This window comes from Thalassospira profundimaris (genome assembly GCF_003326755.1).
Lineage (GTDB): Bacteria > Pseudomonadota > Alphaproteobacteria > Rhodospirillales > Thalassospiraceae > Thalassospira > Thalassospira profundimaris_B.
In genome coordinates, this window is sequence record NZ_JPWH01000012.1 from 1 (window position 1) to 23,052 (window position 23,052).

The following is a 23,052-nucleotide window of genomic DNA, read 5'->3' on the forward strand; positions in this document are numbered from 1 at the left end:
GCGGTGATGCGTCGTCTGGCGATGGTGACGGGGCGGCATCGGGTGAGTCCGGTAGTGACGCGACCAGTGGGTCTTCGGGGGAAGACACCACGGGGGCTGGCACGAGTGGCGATGAAGCCGGTTCCGGTGATGATGCTTCGGGAGATACTGGCGGTACTGAAACCGGTTCTGGCAGCAGCGACAATAGCAGTTCAGATAATAACAGTGCCGGTTCGGATAGCGGCAGCACGGATGGATCGGGTTACACGTCTGGCAGTGGCGGTGATGCGTCGTCTGGCGACGGTGAGGGTACGGCATCGGGTAAGTCCGGCAGTGACGCGACCAGTGGGTCTTCGGGGGAAGATACCACGGGGGCCGGCACGAGCGGGGGTGAAACCGGTTCCGGCGATGATGCTTCGGGCGATGCTGGCGGTAGCGACACCGGCTCTGGCAGCAGCGACAATAGTGGTTCCGACAATAAAGGTGCCGGTTCGGATAGCGGCAGTACGGATGGCTCGGGGGACACGTCGGGCAGTGGCGGTGATGAAACGTCTGACACTGAGTCAGGCGATGCCGGGACCGGGCAGGACACTGGCGGAGATACGCCGTCAGAAGAGGGTTCCGATGGCCCAGATGGTTCGACAAAAAGCGATAATGAGCCGACCAGCGGGCGCGATGTTGTGCATGGCAGCACCGGGGCGGATACTCTTGCCGGGGCAGGCGGGGATGATACCCTCCAGGGTGGCGATGGGGACGATGTTCTCGATGGGGGGGATGGCAACGACATTCTCCAGGGTGGGGACGGAAATGATACGGCCGCTGGCGGAAGCGGCGACGATGTGTTGCAGGGCGGCAATGGCGATGATTCGCTTGATGGTGGTGCGGGCAATGACATCGTTCAGGGCGGGGCTGGCAATGACAGCCTGATTGGCGGTACTGGCAATGATGTTGTTCAGGGCGGCGCAGGTGATGACTATTTGCGTGGCGGCCTGGGCGATGACCAGCTTCAGGGCGGTGAAGGGACGGATACGGCTGATTACAGCGACGCGGTTTCCGGTGTGCGCGTGGACCTGGCCCATGAAACCGCGATTGGCGGGGCGGGCAATGACATTGTCCAGATGGTGGAAAATGTTCAGGGTTCCGCCTTTGATGACCATTTGACCGGCGATGATGGCAATAACGTGCTGTCGGGCGGGGAGGGCATTGATACCCTGACCGGTGGGGCCGGGGATGACACCCTGACCGGTGGGGCCGGGGTGGATGACATTCAACTGACCGAAGGGTTTGGCAATGATACGGTGACGGATTTTGAAGTCGGTGCCGATATTATTGACCTGTCGCGCCTGGCGGTGCCGGATTTTGCCACCCTGCAAGGCATGATGCAGGATGATGGCAATGGCAATACCGTGATCGATTTTGGCGATGACGGCACGCTGACGCTGCAAAATGTTGAGTCATCCAGCCTGAACCAGGACAGTTTCCGTGGCTTTGGTCGTATTTTTGCCGATGAAGCCGATGATACGGTCGCGGGGACCGGCGGTGATGATGCCATTTACGGTTTTGAAGGCGATGATACCCTGCATGGCGGCGAAGGCAATGACGTGCTGTCGGGCGGAGATGGTGACGATACCTTAAGTGGCGGCGTGGGTGACGATACCCTGCGCGGCGAAGAAGGCACGGATACGGTTGATTATTCCGATGCGTCGGGCAGTGTTCAGGTTGACCTGGCCGCAGGTACTGCAACCGGTGCGGCGGGCAATGATGTGCTGGACCGCATTGAAAACGTCATCGGCTCGGATTTTGATGACACCCTTTCTGGGGATGATGGTGTTAACCAGCTTCAGGGTGGTGCTGGTGATGATGTAATCACCGGGGCTGGCGGCGATGATGTGCTCGATGGTGGTGCCGGGAATGACACCTTTTTTGGTGAGTCCGGTAACGACACCTATATGGGTGGCAGCGGGAGGGATACGCTGGATTTAAGCGCCCGTGACGCGGCCCAGAATGTTGATTTGAAGAACGGCACAGCCACAGATAGTGGCACGGGCGAGGTGGACCGCCTGAGCGGCATTGAAAACATTATTACAGGCAACGGCAATGATATTGTTGCCGGGGATGGTGCGGATAACGTTATTCAGACCGGGGCTGGCGATGATGTGCTCTCGGGCGGTGGCGGCAATGATGTGCTGGATGGTGGCGAGGGTCTTGACACCGTAAGCTATGCTGGCGACGGAGCGGTCAATGTTGATCTGGCGGCAGGTCAGGCTGATTTGGCTTCAGGCCACCAGACACTTTCCAATATTGAAAATGTGACCGGCTCGAATGGCGATGACATTATTGCCGGGAATGAGGGCGATAATGTCCTTACGGGCGGGGCTGGTAACGACACCCTGATCGGCGCGGGTGGCGACGACACCCTGCGGGGCGGAACCGGTACGGATACGGTTGATTATTCGGCCAGTACTGCGGATTTGGCGATCAATCTTGCCAATGGAACCGCCACCGGCGAGGGGAATGATACCCTTTCGGGCATTGAAAATGTGATTGCCGGAAGTGGCGATGACATCATTCATGGCGATGGCGGGGCCAACACTATCGATGCCGGTGCCGGAAATGACACGGTTTTTGGCAGTGCCGGTTCGGATGTGCTGGAAGGCGGCAGCGGACGCGATACCCTGTCCTTTGACGATGTTGATGGCGTGAGCCTGAATATTGGCGATGGCACGGCGACTGTCGGGGACAGTGTTACCCGTTTTTCGGGTTTTGAAGAATATGAGGGCTCGGCCGGGGCTGATACCCTGACGGGCGGCGATGGCAGCGACACCATCCGCGCCGGGGCGGGCAATGACACCCTTGATGGCGGTGCCGGTGATGACGTGCTTTCGGGCGGGGCCGGATCCGATACGTTTGTTGTATCGGCTGAAAGCGGCAATGACCGGATCACCGATTTTGACCCGAGCCAGGATGTGCTGGACCTTCAGGGGGTGGACGGGCTGGAGCTGTTTTCCGACGTTGCGCCGATGATTGGCGAAAATGCCGATGGATTTGCCACCATTACCGTCGGTGATAGTGTTATTACGCTGGAAAATGTGAGCCCGGATGACCTGACTTACCGGAATTTTGCCGGTATCCGCTCGCTTGAAGGCACACCGGATGCCGATATTCTGAACGGCACCGATCGCAGCGACGTGATTGATGGTCTGGCGTCTGACGACACGATTAACGGTTTTGCCGGGAATGACAGCCTGATCGGTGGCGATGGCAATGACACGATCAGCGGCGGTGACGGCAATGATGTGATTGACGGTGGTGCCGGTACTGACCGGATCAGCGGCGATGCTGGAAATGACACGATTTCGGCTGGCGACGGCAACGATAATGTTTCGGGTGGCGAAGGTAATGACATCATCAATGGTGGGGCGGGCAATGATTCCCTGTCGGGGGATGATGGTGCCGATACCATTGCTGCGGGGGATGGCGATGACGTTATTTCCGGTGGTGCCGGAGACGATATTATTGATGGTGGCGATGGTACTGACACGGCGACATATCGTAACGCGGCAGGTGGCGTAAATGCCAGCCTTGCAGATGGTACCGCCACTGGTGCCGACGGCAATGACAGCCTGAGTAACATCGAAAACCTGGAAGGGTCCAGGTTTGATGACATTCTGTCGGGCGATGCCGGGGACAATACCCTGACGGGCGATTCCGGCAATGATACCCTGCATGGCGGGGCCGGTGATGACGTGCTGCGCGGCGGCACGGGCAGTGACACCGCCGATTACAGCGATGCGGATGGTGCGGTGAATGTGGACCTTGCGGCCGGAACGGCCACCGGTGCCGCGGGCAATGACACCATCAGCGGCATTGAGAATGTCACCGCCGGTAATGGCGACGATATTTTGCAGGGGAATGACCAGGCCAATATCCTGTCAGGCGGGGCCGGGAATGATACGCTGTCGGGCGCTGAAGGGGCAGATACCCTGACGGGTGGTGCCGGGGCCGATACGCTGGCAGGCGGGGTGGGCAATGACGTTTTGACCGGCGGCAGCGGTGCCGACCAGTTTGTGTTCGGCCCGGATGAAGGCAACGACACGATTACCGACTTTAACCCGGCAGAGGACATGATTGATCTGTCGGGCTTTGCGCTGCCGAACTGGGAAGCCTTGCGTCTGGCGATTGGCAGTAACGAGGCCGGAGATGCGGTTATTCGCCTGAATGGGCAGGAACTGACCCTGACCGGTGTGTCGCCCGATGCGCTAAGTGCGGCAAACTTCAACGATATTGCCTCGCTGGGGGCTACCGAAAATGCCGATGCCCTTACCGGTACCGATTTTGCCGAAATGATTGATGGCCTGGCCGGGGATGACGTGATTTCCGGTGGTGGTGGAGATGACGTTATTCTGGGGGGTGCAGGCAACGATACGCTTGAGGGCGGTGCAGGCAATGACAGCCTGGATGGTGGTGCCGGACAGGATATGGTCGATTATGCGTCCGGGCGCGGTGTTACGGTTAATCTGGCTGACGGTACGGCGACCCAGCAGGGGGGCGAAACCGATACGCTGACCTCGATCGAGGATGTGAACGGGTCGTCTTTGGCTGATACGATCATCGGCAATGATGCCGACAATACCCTGCTTGGCAATGCCGGGAATGACAGTCTTTCCGGTGGTGCCGGTAATGACATGCTTGCGGGGGGAGACGGTGCAGACCGCCTGGATGGCGGTACGGGCAACGACACGCTTGAAGGCGGTGCCGGAAATGACACCCTGTCGGGCGGGGCGGGGGATGACAGCCTGTCGGGCGGGGCGGGCGATGACCTGCTGCGTGGTGGTGCTGGCAATGACAGCATCGATGGTGGTGCTGGCAATGATACCGTGACGTTTGATGATGCCACGGGTGGTGTAAATGCCGACCTGGTGTCAGGCCAGGCCACCGGGAGTGATGGCACCGATCACCTCAGTAATATCGAAAATCTGACCGGGTCGGATTTTGACGATGTGCTGGCCGGGGATGACCAGAATAATATCCTGTCGGGTGGTGCCGGGAATGACGTGCTTGAGGGCCGGGCAGGGGACGATACCCTGTCGGGCGGACAGGGCGATGATACGATTTCGGGTGGCGCGGGGAATGATACCGTCAGCTATGAAAATGCCGGCAATGACGGGGTTACGGTTGATCTTGCCGCCGGAACGGCCAGTGGTGCCGATGGCAATGATACCCTAAGCGGCATCGAGAATATTACCGGGTCGGACGGAAGCGACGTTTTGACCGGCGATGACGGGATGAATGTGATTTCGGCAGGTGCCGGGGATGATACCCTGCGCGGTGGTGCCGGGGACGACACTCTTTCCGGTGGGGCCGGGGCGGACCTGTATAAGGTTGCGGCGAATGACGGGCACGACGTTGTGACCGATTTCAATGTTGCAACCGACCGTATCGATGTGGGTGAACTGGATATCGATACCTATGGCCGCCTGCGCGAAAACATGACCGTCGATGGTGACGGCAACCTGGTGATTGACCTGGGTGACGGCACCAGCATGACCCTGCAGGGTGTGGGGCTAGATGATATTTCGGCGACCAATTTTGTTGGCATTCACGATATTTCCGGCACATCGGGTGATGACATCCTGATTGGAACGTCTGGCAATGACACCATGTCGGGCCTGGAAGGCAATGACACCCTGATCGGCCTTGATGGCGATGATTTCATGCTGGGCGGGGATGGTAATGACCAGCTGACCGGCGGGGCCGGGACCGATTTCATCGATGGGGGGGCCGGGATTGATACCGCCCATTATGATGATGCCAACGGGAATGTAACTGTCGATCTGGCGCAGGGAACGGCGAGCGGTGCCGAAGGGAGCGACACCCTGACCGGCATTGAAAATGTGGTTGCCGGGGATGGCAACGACATTTTGCGCGGCGATGGCGGTAGCAATATTCTCGATGGTGGTGCCGGGGACGATACGCTGGCTGGTGCAGGCGGCGACGATACCCTGTTTGGCGGGAGCGGCAAGGATATGGCCGATTACCGCGCGGCAGGCGGGTCGGTAAATGTCGATCTGCAAAACATGACCGCAACCGGGGCCGATGGCAACGACACGCTGGTGAATATCGAGGATATTTCCGGCAGCCAGTTTAACGATATTCTGGCTGGCAGCACGGTGGATAACGTGATTTCCGCCAATAATGGTGATGACACCATCATTGGCAGCGAAGGCAACGATACCTTGCGGGGCGGGTCGGGAACCGACACGGTTGCTTATGGCAATGCCAGCGGGGCGATGACCATTAACCTGGCGCAGGGCACGGCGACCGGCATGGGCACCGACAGCCTTGAGTCGATTGAAAATGCCAGCGGATCCCGGTTTAACGATACCATCACGGGCGACAACCAGGCCAATATCCTAAGCGGTCTTGAGGGCAATGATACCCTTTCGGGCGGGGCGGGGAATGATACCCTGCTGGGCGGTGCCGGCAATGACATGCTTGATGGTGGTGCCGGTTCGGACGTGATTGATGGTGGCGATGGCATTGATACCGTCAGCTATGCTGGCGAACAGGGTAATGGTGTTGTTGCCGATCTTGCCCGGGGCACGGGGGTAACGGCAAGTGGTACCGACAGCCTGAGCAATATTGAAAACCTGGTCGGATCTGCCGGGAATGACATTCTGGGCGGTAATGATGCCACCAATACCCTGTCGGGCGGGGCGGGGAATGACACCCTGCTGGGCAGTGCTGGCGATGACGTATTGCAGGGCGGCGCGGGCGATGACACGGTTGATTATGGCAATGTCGGTTCCGGGGTGAATGTTGATCTGGCGGGTGGCACGGCCACTGGTGATTTTGGCAACCAGACCCTTGATAGCATTGAAAATGTGACTGGCAGCGCCTTTGATGACCAGCTTTCGGGTACCAGTGCGGCCAATATCATGCGGGGTGGTGCCGGGAATGACACCATTAATGCTCTGGGCGGGAACGATACCGTTTTCGGTGGTGAAGGCAACGATATCATCGATGCCGGGGCGGGGAATGATATCGTATCGGGCGGTGCTGGCGACGATATTCTTGAAGGGGGTGCCGGCACCGACACCCTGGATTACGGTGCAGCCAATGGTGCGGTAAATGTTGATCTGGCCGCAGGAACCGCCAGCGGTGCCGATGGTAATGACGTTGTTTCCGGTTTTGAAAATGTCACCGGCTCTGGTTTTGATGATGTTTTGGCCGGTAATGCCGCCAATAACCTGCTTTCGGGCGGGGACGGCAATGATACGCTGACCGGTGGTGCGGGCAATGACATCCTGGATGGCGGGGCGGGGGATGACCGCTTCCTGGGCGAAGCGGGTGATGATTCCTATATCGGTGGCCAGGGCCACGATGTGCTGGATTACAGCGATGCCACTGGCGGGCTGGATATCAACCTGGATACATCAACGGCCAGCGGCGGCGATATCGGCCAGGACCATTTTAGCGGGATCGAGGAAGTTATTGGTTCCGACCATGCCGATACCTTTACCGGCAGCGCCAATGCCGACACCCTGCATGCTGGGGCCGGGAATGATACCCTTTCGGGCGGGGCGGGGAATGACGTTCTGTTTGGCGATGCGGGCGATGACTTTTTGCGCGGCGGGGCCGGGGCCGACACCCTTGATGGTGGCGATGGCATTGATACGGTCAGTTACGACACCGCAACCGCAGGGGTAAAAGCCGACCTGTCCACCGGGCAGGTCAGTGGCGGCGATACCGACCGTCTGATCAATGTTGAAAATATCGATGGTTCGGCCTTTGACGACGAACTGAGCGGTGATAGCGGCAATAACGTCCTGAGCGGTGGGGCAGGCAATGATATATTGTCAGGCGGTGCCGGGAACGACGTGCTGCTGGGCGGTGCCGGGAATGACACCCTGTCGGGTGGTGCGGGCACTGATACCCTGGATGGCGGATCAGGCGTGGATACGCTTGATACATCGGCCCAGGGCGGGGATCAGGTTGTTGATCTGACGGCAGGCACCGTGACCATTGGCGGTGAAACCGACAGCATCACCAATATTGAAAACATCACCACCGGGGATGGCAACGACATTATCACCGGTGATGCCGGTGCCAACGTCATTATGGCCGGGGCCGGTGATGACACGATTGATGGCGGGGCCGGGATTGATACCGCGTCCTATCGCAATGTTGGTGGCTCGGTCACGGTGGATATGTCCGCCGGGACGGTCAGTGGCGGCGATGCCGGGCTGGACCGGCTTGACAATATCGAAATTGTTGAAGGCACGGATAATGCCGACAGCTTCCTGGGCAGTTCGGGCAGCGATACCTTTATCGGCGGGGCGGGCGATGACTGGTTTGACGCCGGTACCGGCGATGACCGCCTGACCCTTGGCGCGGGCAATGACACGGTTGTCTTTAACCCGGGTGATGGCAACGACACGATCACCGATTTCCAGGTTGGCGGCGATGTGATCGACCTGACGGCCTTTAACATTGGTGGGTTTGATGCCCTTAAATCGATGTTTGGCACCGATGCCAACGGGAATTTGACCATCAGCCTGAATGGCCGTGACAGCATCACGCTTTTGAATGTCAATCCCGACAGCCTGAGCGTGGATAATTTCAAGGGTGTTGACGTTCAGCTTGGCACCGATGAGGTCGATACCCTGACCGGCACCGATGGCAGCGATGTGATCAATGCGCTCGACGGGGATGATACTGTTTCGGCAGGCCAGGGCGATGACCGCGTTATTGGCGGCGGCGGCAATGACACCCTGGATGGCGGGGCGGGAAATGATACCCTGGCCGGTGGTGCGGGTGATGACGACCTGCAAGGGGGCGACGGCATTGACACGGCCGATTATGCCAATGAAAGCAAGGGCATTTCGGCCAGCCTGCAAGACAATACCGTTACCGGCGGGGACGGCAATGACACCCTGAAGGGCATTGAAAACATTACCGGCACCGTGTTTGACGACAGTCTGCAAGGCGATGCGGGCGATAACGTCTTAAGCGGTCTTTCGGGCGATGATGTGCTGGAAGGCGGCGAAGGCAACGATACCCTTTTGGGCGGTGATGGCAGCGATACGGTCGATTTTTCGGCTGCCAGCCAGGGTGTACATGCCGACCTGAATGCAGGTACGGCGACCGGCCAGGGCAGCGATACGCTGGGCAGCATCGAAAATGTTATTGGTTCGGATTTCAATGATGTGATTGTGGGCTCCTCGGCGGATAACACCATCATGGCCGGGGGCGGTAATGATGCCATTACGACCGGCGATGGCAATGACGTGATTGATGCCGGATCGGGTGCGGATGACATTAATGCCGGGGACGGTAACGACACCATTGCGGGTGGTGCGGGTGACGATGCGATCAATGCCGGGGCGGGCAATGATACCCTGCGCGGTGGCGACGGTGATGACGTTCTGCAGGGCAATGACGGGCAGGACTGGATTTACGGCGATGCCGGGGACGACATTCTTGATGGTGGCGAAGGCGACCACGATACGGCCGATTATTCCGAACTGGATGGCCCGGTTGTTGTTGACCTGAAAAACCAGTATGCCACCGGTGCCGGGGGCAATGACATTGTTCGCAATATCGAACATGTGATCGGCACCGACTATGCCGATACCCTGATTGGCAGCGATGGTGTGACCACGCTCGATGGCGGGTCGGGTGATGATACCCTGATCGGCGGGGCATCCGATGATGTGATCATTACCGGTGATGGCAATGATATGGTTGTCGTTAAGCCTGGTGGCGGCAGCGACAATGTTGTCGATTTTGACCCCGAACATGACAAAATCGACCTTTCTGCCTATGGCATTGAAACCTATGAAGACTTGTCGGAGCGCATGTTTACCGATGCGTCGGGCAATGTTGTTATTTCCCTTTCCCCTGATGAAACCCTGACCCTTGAAGGCGTTGATATTAACGACCTTGGGCCGGGCAATTTCTACGGCTATGTCACCATCGAGGGGACGGAATTTGACGATGTTCTGAATGGCAGCCAGCTTGATGACGAAATCAACGCGCTGGCTGGCGATGACATTATCGATGGCAAAAATGGCGATGATGTCATTAATGCCGGTGCGGGCGATGATACCCTGATCGGCGGCGCGGGCGACGATACCCTGCGCGGTGGCGAAGGCAACGATACCGCCGATTACAGTGCCGAAAAAGACCCGGTTACGGTTGACCTGGGGGCAGGCACCGCAAGCGGTGCGGCGGGTAATGACGTTCTGGATAGTATCGAAAATGCCACCGGTGGGGCGGGCAATGACATTCTGGTTGGCGATGAAAACGTCAATATTCTGGATGGCGGTGCCGGGGATGATACGGTGCTGGGTGCGGGCGGCGACGATACACTGATTGGCGGCCTGGGCAATGATACCGTGTCCTATGAGGATGCCAATGGTGGTGTGACAGTCGATCTGGCGGCCGGGACGGCTGGTGGTGCGGCGGGCAATGATACCCTTTCCGGGTTTGAAAATGTCGAAGGCTCCGATTTTGACGACACCATCACCGGCAATGATCAGGATAACGTTATTTCCGGTGGTGCCGGGGATGACACGCTTTCGGGCGGTGCAGGCAACGACACCATTTTGGGCGGTGCCGGAAACGACACCCTTCAGGCCGGTAGCGGTGATGATACGCTGACGGGTGGCGATGGCCTTGATATTGCCGATTATAGCGACCATAGCACGCCGGTTGTCGCCGACCTGGCCGATGGCACGGCCAATACGGCAGACGGCAATGATACCCTGACGGATATTGAAGGTCTGACCGGTGGTGCCGGGGATGACACCCTTGCCGGGTCGAATGGTGATAACGTGCTGACCGGTGGGGCGGGCGATGACAGCCTGTTTGGCCGTGATGGTGCCGATACCCTGGCCGGTGGCCTGGGGGCGGACCTGATTGATGCCGGGGCGGGTGATGACGTCCTGAAATTTGAAGGTGACAGCGTTGCCGATGCGGGCGACAGCACAGACAATGTTGGCAGCCCGACCCATGCGGGCACGGGCGAAATTGCCGATATTTCCGGCAAAAACCTGTCGGCTGACAGCTTTATTGGCGGGGAAGGTAACGACACCCTGGTGGCGGGGGATGGTGACGATGCCATTATCCTGGATCGCGACCATGCCAATGGCGGGGCGGATCAGCCATCGATTGTCGATATTGAAAATATCCAGGCCGGTGATGGCAATGACGTTGTTGACCTGACCAGTGAAAAATTCAGCTATGGCGATGTCACCATCGATGGCGGCGCAGGCGATGACGTGCTGTGGGCCAATGATGGCGATGATGTTATTTCGGGCGGGACCGGCAATGATACCATTCGCGGCGGTGCCGGGGATGACAGCATTGATGGCGGCGAAGGCAATGATACGCTTGCCGGTGATGCCGGAAATGACACGCTGCATGGCGGGGCGGGGGATGACAGCCTTTCGGGCGGTGCCGGTGCCGATACCCTTTCGGGGGATGATGGCAATGACATGCTTGACGGGGGCGATGGCGACGACCTGCTGCGCGGTGGTGACGGCATTGATACCCTGTCTGGCGGGGCGGGCGATGACAGCCTTTCGGGTGGTGCCGATGCTGATACGCTTTCAGGCGATGGCGGCAATGACCAGCTTGAGGGTGGCGACGGGAATGACGTGCTGCTGGGCGGTGATGGTGCCGATACCCTGATCGGCGGTGCTGGTGATGACAGCCTGTTTGGCGGGGCGGATGCCGATACCCTTTTGGGGGGCGAGGGCAATGACCAGCTTGATGGCGGAAACGGCAATGATGTGATTGACGGCGGTGCCGGGAATGACGTGATCAGGGCTGGTGCCGGAGATGATGTGCTTTCGGGTGGTGAGGGCCGCGATACCCTGGATATGGGCGATGCCCACGGCGCACAGATTGACCTTGCCGCCGGTACGGCATCGTCCGATGCCACGGGGACAGACAGCATTGATGGCTTTGAAGACGTTATTGCCACCGATGGGGATGACACCATTACTGGCAGTGATGATGCCAATAGCATTGATGCCGGGGCAGGCAATGACACCATTTCTGCCGGGGCGGGTGATGACCATGTCATGGCTGGCAGCGGCGATGACGTGGTGGCGATTGATGCCGGTGACGATACCCTTGAAGGCGGCGATGGCATTGACACATTGGACCTTTCCAATGCGCAGGGCGGCGTAACGGTTGACCTTGCCGCCGGGACGGCAAATGGCGATCAGACCGGGTCGGATCAGATCAGCGGGTTTGAAAACGTTACCGGATCCGCCGGTGCCGATCAGATTTCGGGTGATGCCGGGGTTAACACCCTTGATGGTGGTGCGGGCGACGACATCCTGTCCGCCGGGGCCGGGGATGACCGCCTGTTGGGCGGCGATGGCAATGACGTTCTTGACGGCGAGGCCGGGAATGACGTGCTTACCGGCGGGGCCGGGAAGGACACATTTGTTTTTGGCGATGGCACCGATCATGACATCGTGACCGACTTTACGCCGGGCGAAGACGTGATTTCCCTGCCCGATAGCAACATTACAACCTGGACGGAATTGCAGCCGCTTTTGGGCAGTAATGATGCGGGTGATGCGGTGATTACCCTGCCGCAGGGCGGGACAGTGACCTTGCAGGGCGTGCCCCTGGATCAGCTTGGCCCTGACCAGTTCGAGGGTGTGCAAAATAGCGGTACGCCGGGCGACGACACCCTGACCGGAACCGATGGCGACGATGATTTTGACACGCTTGGTGGTAATGACACGGTTGCGGCCGGTGGCGGAAACGACACCGTTGCCGGGGGGGCCGGGGATGATACGCTGGATGGTGGCACGGGTGATGACGTGCTTGATGGCGGCGATGATGCCGACACCCTGAGCGGTGGCGCGGGGACGGATACGCTTTCGGGCGGGAATGGCGATGACGTGTTGCAATTTGGCGCGGACCATGTTGGCCAGGCCGGTGATCAGACCGACCATGCCGGCAGCCCCGGCCAGCCCGGAACTGGTGCCGTTGCCGACCTTGAGGGCAAGGGCCTGAGCGATGACAGCCTGGATGGCGGTGCCGGTCACGATACCCTTTTGGGCACATCGGGCGATGATGCGATTATTCTTGATCAGGACCATGCCAATGGCACGGCGGACCCGTCGATCCGCGATGTCGAGGTGATTGACGCGGGCGATGGCAATGACGTGGTTGATTTGACCAGCGGCCAATATGCCTATGGCGATGTCACCCTTGATGGCGGCGCTGGCAATGACACCCTGTGGGGCAATGCCGGGAATGATACGCTGCTGGGGGGCACGGGTGATGATGCGCTAAATGGCGGGGCCGGGAATGATGTTGTCGATGGCGATGAAGGGAATGATACCCTTGTTGCCAGTGCGGGCAACGATACGCTTGCGGGCGGGGCCGGGACAGATACCCTTGATATGGCCGCAGCCAATGGTGCGACGGTGGATCTGGCGTCGGGCAGTGCGTCCTCGGCTGCGACCGGGACGGACCAGATTTCCGGTATTGAAAATGTTTCCGGTTCGGACGGGAACGACACCCTTACGGGGGATGCCGGTACCAACAGCCTTGCCGGGCTGGCGGGCGATGACGTTATTGACGGCGGTGCCGGTAATGACGTGATTGATGCTGGCAGCGGCAACGATACCGTTATGGCGGGTGCGGGCGATGACACGCTGGCCGGTGGTGAGGGCAGCGATACCCTTGATATGTCCGGGGCCGGGCAGGCCAGTGTTAATCTGGGGGCCGGTATTGCCATTGGCGATCATACCGGCAGCGATGCGATTTCCGGTTTTGAAAATGTCATTGGCGCGTCCGGGGATGATTCCATTGCCGGATCGGATGGCGATAACATCATTGATGCAGCCGACGGCAATGACCATGTTCTGGGCGGTGCAGGCAACGATACCCTGCTGGGGGCTGCGGGCGATGACACGCTTGAGGGCGGCACTGGCAATGACAGCCTGGATGGCGGCGACGGCAATGATTCCCTGTTGGGAGGGGCCGGGGATGATACGCTATCAGGTGGTGACGGCAATGATATGCTTGATGGCGGGGATGGCAATGACAGCCTGAACGGCGATGCCGGTGACGATACGCTTTCGGGTGGTGCTGGAAATGATGTGCTCGACGGTGGCGCAGGTCATGATGTGCTTTCGGGCGGAGACGGTGCCGATACGCTGAATGGCGGTGCTGGCGATGACGTGCTTGACGGTGGCGTTGGCAATGACCTGCTTTCGGGCGGAGACGGTGCCGATACGCTGACCGGTGGGGCCGGGGATGACAGCCTGCTGGGCGGTGCCGGTAATGACGTGATCGAGGCCGGGGCTGGCAATGATGTGATTGATGGTGGCGCCGGGGCCGACAAGCTGGTCTTTACCGATGGCACCGACCATGACGTGGTTAATGGCTTTAGCGTTGGGGAAGACGTTATTTCCCTGCCGGACCTGAATGTTTCAAGCTGGACGAGTTTACAGCCCTATCTGGGTGAAAATGCCGATGGCGATGCCGTGATCACCCTGCCGCAGGGCGGGACGGTGACGCTGACCGGTGTGGCTTTGGCGGATTTGAATGCCGATGCCTTTGACGGGGTGGAAAACACCGCGACCGAGGGGGATGACACCCTTGGCGGTGGCAGCGGCGATGACACCATTGATGCCGGTTCGGGCGACGATACCCTGAGCGGGGGTGACGGCAATGATACCCTGGGCGGGGATGCCGGTGACGATACCCTTGATGGCGGTGCCGGAGATGACAGCCTGGATGGTGGCGATGGTTCCGATACACTGGACGGTGGGTCTGGTGATGACACCCTTGATGGCGGCAGTGGCGATGACACGGTTGCGGGTGGTGATGGTAACGACACGCTGGGCGGTGGTGATGGCCGCGATACCATTGCGGGCGGTGATGGCGATGATGTTCTGAAATTCGAGCATGATCACACCGGCACAACTGCGGACAGCACCAACAATGTTGGCAGCCCCGGTGTTGCCGGAACCGGCGAGGTTGCCAGCCTGAAGGATGCGGGCCTGAGCGACGATGTTTTTGACGGTGGCGCGGGCATTGATACCCTGATGGGCACATCGGGCAAGGATGCCATTATCCTTGATAATGATCACAGCACAGGCAGCACGGGTACCCCGGGCATAGTTGATGTTGAAGTTATCAATACCGGTGCGGGTGACGACGTTGTGGATTTGACGTCAACCAAATTTGGCTATGGCGATGTCACGGTTGATGGCGGCACGGGCAACGATACCCTTTGGACCAACCAGGGCAACGATACCATTGACGGCGGTGATGGCAATGATGCGGTACATGCCGGGGCCGGGAACGATACCGTTTTCGGCGGGGCCGGGAATGACCGCCTTGCGGGTGGTGCAGGCGACGATAACGTTGATGGCGGCCTTGGCAATGACAGCCTTGCCGGTGGTGACGGCAACGACATTCTGATCGGCGGTGCGGGCGATGACACCCTGGAAGGCGGGGCTGGCAATGACAGCCTGTCGGGTGGCGATGGCCTTGATATTATTGCCGATGGCGCGGGCAACGACGTTGTTTCGGGTGGTGCTGGCAATGACACGCTGGTCGCCGGTGCCGGGGATGATGTGCTGTCGGGTGATGGCGGGTTTGATACCCTGGATATGTCCCAGGCGCAGTCTGGCGCCGTGGTCAACCTTGCCGATGGGACTGCGTCCTCGAACGAGACCGGTAATGATACCCTAAGCGGGATTGAGAATGTTACCGGCGGGGCCGGGCGTGACTTCCTGACCGGGAATAATGATGGCAACCGCCTGGATGGCGGGGCCGGACATGACGTGATTACCGGCGGGGCCGGGGCTGACCATTTGATCGGCGGCAGCGGCAGTGACGTGCTTGATGGTGCGGCGGGCAATGACAGCATTGATGCCGGAACCGGGGATGACTGGGTTTATGCCGGTGCCGGTGACGATATTCTCAATGGCGATGCCGGAACCGATACCCTGGATATGAGCCGCGCCATCGGCCCGGTCAGTGTGGACCTTGCCGCGGGCAAGGCCAGCAGCGGATCGACCGGGAATGATACGGTTTCGGGCTTTGAAAATGTGGTTGGTGGTGCCGGGAATGATACGCTTCTGGGCGGTGCCGGTGCCAATTCCCTGTTTGGCGGTGCGGGAGATGACCTGCTCGATGGCGGATTGGGCAATGATACCCTGACCGGTGGGGACGGAAACGATACCTTCCGCTTTGCCGATGGCACCGATCATGACGTTGTTACCGACTTCACGCCGGGCGAAGATACCATTTCCCTGCCTGACAGTGGCTATGTCAGTTGGACGCAATTGCGCGAACAGATGGCCGATGACGGGCATGGCAATACCATCATCAACCTGCCTGCGGGTGGCACCATCCTGTTGCAGGGTGTTGCGCTTGGCAGCCTGGGGGCGGATGATTTTGTCAATATCGCGGATGGGGCAACGGACTATGACGATACCCTTGTCGGTGGCGAGGGTGATGATGAAATTGACGGACTGAACGGTAACGACACCCTTTCGGGCGGTGGCGGCGATGATACGCTGTCTGGTGATGCCGGGAATGATACGCTTTCGGGCGGGGCCGGGGATGACACGCTTGATGGCGGTGACGGCAATGACAGCCTGTCGGGTGATGCCGGAGATGATACCCTTGCCGGTGGGGCCGGTGATGACAGCCTGGCGGGCGGCAGCGGTGACGATACCGTAAGCGGGGGCGATGGCAACGATACCCTGGGTGGCGGGGCCGGTACCGACCATGTTGATGGCGGTGCGGGCGATGACGTTTTGCAGTTTAATGGCGATGACCAGGCTGCATCGGGCACGACGACCGAAAACCAGGGCAGCCCGGGTGTCGCTGGCACGGGTGATCTGGCCGATATTGGCAACCACGCGATTACGGCTGACAGCTTTGTCGGCGGAGAGGGTAACGATACCCTGCAGCTTTCGGGCGGGAATGATGCGCTGGTGTTAGATGGGGCCAAACTTGGCCTTGGTGGCGATGGTTCCACCGAAACCCGCAGCTTTGGCCTGACGGGTTCTGCCAGTGCCAGTGCGGTGCAGACGGCGTGGTCCGGTGCGGGGCTTTATGCCTATGATTTTGGCGTGTCGGTCACGGATGAAAACGGCAAGCTGAACCTGGCCGCCGGGACCGATACCGTTACCTATGATGGAAACGGCATTGGCAATAGCGGCGGAAGCCCGGCTGGCAGCCAGATCAATCATGATGGACAGAGCGGACAAAGCGAAAGCATCGTTGTTGACCTGGGGGTCGATTCCGTTCGTGCCACCGTGCAGGTTTCCAACATGATGCGGTCGGAACATGGCGGCGAAACCGGTAGCTGGCAGGCCTTTGATGCCGATGGCAACCTTGTTGCCAGTGGTGATTTGAATGGCGATACCGTCACTTACACCAGTGGCGATGTGGGTACGGCGGAAATCTCGGTGCTGGATGGCAGTGGTCATCCCATTGCCTTCCGTTACCTTTCCTTTGCCGCCGAACCCTATGCCGATGGCAGCCAGGGCAGCGACAGCAGCGATTATTTCGTGCGTTCCATCAGTTTTGATGCCCTGACCGAAACCCCGGCGGGCGCGCAACTTGACGGGATCGAAAATATCTATGCCGGGGATGGCAATGATGTGGTCGATCTGACCAGCGACCATCTTTCTTATGGCGATGTCATGATTGATGGGGGCAATGGCAACGATACCCTGTGGGCCAATGCCGGGAATGACAAGCTTTTGGGCGGTAATGGCAATGACAACCTTTATGGCGGTGCCGGGGATGATACGCTTGATGGCGGGTCGGGCAAGGATATGCTCGACGGGGCATCGGGCAATGATTACCTGATTGGCGGTGTCGGTGCCGATACCATGCGCGGCGGCCTGGGCGATGATACCATCTATGGCGGCGGCGATACCGACACCGTTTTGTATGACGATGCCGTTTCCGGCGTGAATGTGGATCTGTCGGCCAATACGGCCACCGGCGGGGCGGGCAATGACGTCCTGCAATATGTTGAAAATGTTATCGGATCGGATTTTGACGATACGATAACGGGGAACGCATCGGCCAACATCCTTGATGGCGGGGCCGGGAACGATACCCTTGCGGGCGGGGCAGGCAATGACACCCTGATCGGTGGCGATGGCCGCGATACCGCCGATTACAGCGGATCAACCGGCAGTGTGGTTGCCAACCTTGCCACGGGCAACGCACAGATCGGGTCCGAGAGCGACCGGCTTGTTTCGATCGAGGATCTTGTTGGCTCGTCGAAAAACGACATTCTGACCGGCAATGCCGGGGACAACCGCATTGATGGTGGTGCCGGAAACGACCAGCTGACTGGCGGGGACGGTGCCGATACCCTGATCGGTGGTGCGGGAAATGATACGCTCAAGGGCGATAACGGGGCCGACATCCTTTCGGGGGATGCAGGCAATGATACGCTGTGGGGCGGAGACGGTGCCGACAGTCTTTCGGGTGGGGCGGATAATGACGTCCTTTCCGGCGATGCCGGCAACGACATGCTGGATGGCGGCGCAGGTGATGACCGGCTTTCCGGTGGCACTGGCGACGATACCCTGTCGGGCGGGGACGGCAATGATGTCCTGGACGGTGGCGATGGTAATGACCGGCTTGCTGGCGGCGACGGTGCCGATACCCTGAGCGGTGGTGCCGGGAATGACATTGTTGATGGCGGGGCCGGAAACGACACGCTGATTGGCAGTGAAGGGGCCGATACCCTGACGGGTGGTGATGGTATTGATACCGTCGATTACAGCCAGTCGGCCCAGGGGGTTGAGGTTTATCTGGGTGAAACCGATGGCAATGCCCAAAATCCGTGGGCGGAAAACCAGGGCATGAGTGGTGATGCCGCTGGCGATATTCTGTCGGGAATTGAACGGGTTATTGCCTCGGCCCATGATGATTACATTTATGGCAACAGCCAGGATAATGTGGTTGATCTGGGCGATGGCAATGACGTTTTCGACAATATCGAAGCCGATGTCAGTGCCGATACCATTGATGGCGGCAATGGCAATGACACCATTTGGGTCGGTGCCGGGGACGATACCGTTTATGGCGGAGCTGGCGACGATGTTTTGTACGGTGAAAATGGCAATGACACCCTGTTTGGGGGCGATGGCCGCGATATTTTGAATGGAGGATCGGGCAAGGACGTCCTGGATGGTGGTGCGGGTGATGACACCTTTAATACCGGATCCGGGGCTGACCAGGTTGTTGTCACCAGTACCGACGGCCACAAGGTTGTGACCGATTTCAATACCAGTGAAGACAGCGTTTCGCTGGTCGGTGTGGGCATTACCGAATGGTCGGACCTGGCATCGCGCCTGTCCGAGGTAAATGGTGATCTGGTTATTGATCTGGGTGAAAACGGGTCCCTGACCCTGCGCGGTGTGCAGCTGCGCGATGTAACGGCGGATACCTTCGCCGATGTTGACGGCTTTATCAGTGCAACACCGTATGATGACGTTCTGTCCGGGACCTCGGCGGGCGATTATATTGATGCGCTGGCCGGGAATGACGTTGTCGAAGGCGGTGCCGGTGATGACACCCTGATTGGCAATGACGGCAATGACCAGATTTCCGGCGGTTCGGGCGATGACACCATTTATGGTGGCAATCAGGACGACGTGCTTGATGGCGGTTCGGGTGATGACTGGATCGACGGTGAAGATGGCGAAGATGTTATTTCCGGCGGTGATGGCAATGACACGCTGTTTGGTGGTGCCGGGGACGATATTATCGATGGTGAAGGTGGCCAGGATTATATCGACGGCAAGGATGGTGATGATCATCTGATTGGCGGGGCCGCGAATGACACCATTCTGGGCTCGGGCGGCAATGACCGGGTCGAGGCAGGCGATGGCGACGATGTGGCCGCGGGCGGTGACAATGACGATGTGATCTTTGGCGGGGCCGGTAACGATACCCTGTCGGGGGATAATGGCAACGACACCCTTGCTGGCGGAACCGGAGATGACATTGTTTCTGGCGGTGACGGCAATGATACGCTGTCGGGGGATGCCGGAAATGACACCCTGCTGGGCAATGAAGGCAATGATACGCTCGATGGTGGTGCCGGCAATGATACCCTGACCGGCGGGGCGGGCAACGATACCTTTATTGTCAGTGATAATGCGGGCAACAAGGTTGTGACCGACTTTACCATTGGCGCGGATAAAATCTCGCTGGCGGCGATGGGCATTACCGAATGGCATGATCTTGCCGGTCATATGTCGCAGGTGGGCAATGACGTGGTGATCGACCTGAATGGCGAGGGCACCTTAACCCTTCAGGGGCTGAACCTTGGCGACCTGTCAGCCGACGACTTTGACGGTGTAACCGGCAGCACCGGACCGACCGAATATCGCGATGTGCTGTATGGCACCAGCAACAATGATTCCATTGCCGCCCTGGCCGGCGACGATACCGTTTATGGCCTGGGCGGGCAGGATACCCTGCGCGGTATGGATGGCAATGACCTGCTCTATGGTGATGACGGCGATGACCGCCTGTATGGCGATCAGGGCAATGATCACCTTGAAGGAGGCAGCGGCCAGGACCGCCTGTATGGCGGCGATGGTAACGACGTGATGCTGGGCAATGACGGTGATGACAGCCTGTTGGGCGGCACCGGGGATGACACCCTTGAAGGCGGCCAGGGCCAGGATCGCCTGTTTGGCGAGGATGGTAACGACACCATCCTGGGCGGTTCCGGTGATGATTCCATCAAGGGCGGTACCGGTCATGACCTGCTGGATGGTGGCGACAATAATGACCGCCTCTGGGGTGAAGATGGCGATGATACCCTTTATGGTCGGGCCGGTGATGACAGCCTGATGGGCGATAATGGCAACGACGTCCTTGATGGTGGCGATGGCAATGACCGCCTGTGGGGCGGCAATGGCGACGATACCCTGACGGGCGGGGCCGGAGATGACCGTCTTGATGGCGGATGGGGCCGGGATACGGCAAGCTATGCCAATTCCAGTGCTGCCGTTGCGGCAGATTTGTCGGTTCACACGGCCAATGGCGGCGCTGGTCAGGACTTCCTGAGCTCGATCGAAGATCTGATCGGGTCCAATTTCTCTGACGCGCTGTTTGGCGATGACGGGGCGAACCTGCTTTCGGGCCTGAATGGCGATGATTTGCTGTCGGGCGCTGGCGGCAATGATGACCTTCTGGGCGGTGCCGGGAATGATACCCTGTGGGGTGGGTCGGGCGATGACCATCTGTTTGGTGGTGATGGCCGCGACACCTTGTGGGGCGGCAGCGGCCAGGACCAGCTTGATGCGGGTGCCGGTGATGACGTGCTGCAATATCATGATGATGCGGTTTGGAGTCACGGCAAAGTCGTGCGTGACATGGGCGACCCCAATGCAGCGGGCAGCAACCACCAGGTCAATCTGGCGGGCTATCATCAGTCCAACGATATTTTCGAGGGCGGTGAAGGCCACGACACGCTGGTGATGTCGTCGGGCAATGATGCGCTGATCCTGCATGATGACATGTCGGCACCGGGAACATCGCCGCGTATTTCCGGCATCGAGGTAATCAATGCCGGGAATGGCAACGACATTGTTGATCTGACCAGTGCGACCAACAGTTATGGCGATGTCACCATTGATGGTGGCACGGGCGATGACATTTTGTGGTCCAATGCCGGTAATGACGTGCTGATTGGCGGGGAAGGCAATGATACCCTGCATGGCGGCAGTGGCAATGACCAGCTTTCGGGTGGGGCCGGGCAGGATTTGCTTGACGGTGGCGCTGGCGATGATGTGTTGCAATATAATGCCGATGGTCAGTGGAACAGCCGGTGGTATGCCCATAATGACGGGGCGCCGGGCGATGACGACCACAGTCACGATGGCGGCTGGTGGAGCCATTTCTTCGATCAGGATAATGGGGGCGACAGCGGCACTGGCGACAAAATCAATCTTGAAGGGTACAACCAGTCCAATGACATCTTTGAAGGTGGCAGCGGGCACGATACCCTGCAAATGACCGATGGTAACGATGTCCTGTTCCTTGACGATACAACAAGTGACCCGGGTATTTCGCCGCGCATTTCCGGGATCGAGGTGATTGATGCCGGTGATGGCGACGACATTGTTGATCTGACCAGCCAGAACGAAAGTTATGGCGATGTAACGATCAATGGTGGCAATGGCAATGACGTGATCTGGTCCAATGCCGGTGATGATGTGTTAAGCGGTGGTGCTGGGAATGATACGCTCTATGGCGGCCTTGGCGATGATACGCTAAGTGGCGGTAGTGGCTGGGACCAGTTTGTGGCAGGTGATGTGACCGGCCATGACGTGATTACCGATTTTACCGAAGGCGAGGACATTATTGATCTGAGTGAATGGAACTATAGCAGTTTCAGCGAGATCGAAGCCGACATGCACCTTGATGCCAGCGGCCAGAATTTGGTGATTGATCTGGGCCACGATGCCTCGATCACGTTGATGGGCGTGGATCACACCCTGAAAGCGGATGATTTCAATTTCCACGGCTAGCGCGGTTTACCGTCAGGCCTGAAACACGAAACCCGCAGATGTTTGGCATCTGCGGGTTTCGTTTTGCCTTGCCTGTGATGCAGTTTGACCGGGCCAGTCTGGCCCGTGAATGCGGTCAATATTTGCTGCAACGCAAAATGGTGTTGCGGAAAAAATAATCGCCCTTTTGCGCAAATTTACAAAGCAAATGTCGCAAAGTTCCGGTTTTTCCCATGTGCGTTCTGATACGGTTTTAAAAATTGACCACGGCGTTCTGGCCCGGCTTTGAGGAAGGCCGGTTTCTTTCGGCGCAGTCACAAGCCAGGTTTGACGGCAAGTTGCCAAATGGACTTTTGGTGGTCGACCCGTCAGGTTTTCAGGCATCTTTCATTGTCGATGACCCCGTATTTTTCAAGCTGCCTGAAAACCTGATTTGTCAATTGCGTGCCGTGCCTGTGAAAGTGCCAGAACACTCAATAATCCAAAGCCCCGAAAATCAGGGGCATTTCAGTCGGAG

Annotated in this window: 2 protein-coding genes and 2 pseudogenes; 2 read left to right on the top strand and 2 right to left on the bottom strand. The window is 58.9% G+C overall.

What is annotated here, in order from left to right; all coding sequences use genetic code 11:
• Positions 1 to 229: pseudogene (locus TH25_RS25260) on the bottom strand (hypothetical protein); the annotation flags it as partial.
• A gap of 12 nt (positions 230 to 241) precedes the next feature.
• The gene (locus TH25_RS25265) at positions 242 to 442 is read right to left on the bottom strand and encodes a hypothetical protein (RefSeq protein WP_220151418.1); all 201 of its coding nucleotides are present in this window, start codon (positions 440 to 442) and stop codon (positions 242 to 244) included.
• A gap of 211 nt (positions 443 to 653) precedes the next feature.
• Here TH25_RS25265 and TH25_RS25710 point away from each other — a divergent pair.
• Together TH25_RS25710 and TH25_RS25460 are read left to right on the top strand one after the other, a co-directional pair.
• Positions 654 to 1,322 (top strand): annotated as a pseudogene (locus TH25_RS25710) (calcium-binding protein); the annotation flags it as partial.
• Between the two features lie 36 nt (positions 1,323 to 1,358).
• Positions 1,359 to 22,556 (top strand): M10 family metallopeptidase C-terminal domain-containing protein, encoded by a 21,198-nt coding sequence (locus tag TH25_RS25460; RefSeq protein ID WP_404969425.1) that lies wholly within the window; start codon positions 1,359 to 1,361, stop codon positions 22,554 to 22,556.
• Positions 22,557 to 23,052 lie beyond the last annotated feature (496 nt).

Excerpts from the sequence above, each read along its gene's own strand:
- TH25_RS25460 (WP_404969425.1), top strand. The coding sequence starts at position 1,359 with ATGCAGGATGATGGCAATGGCAATACCGTGATCGATTTTGGCGATGAC.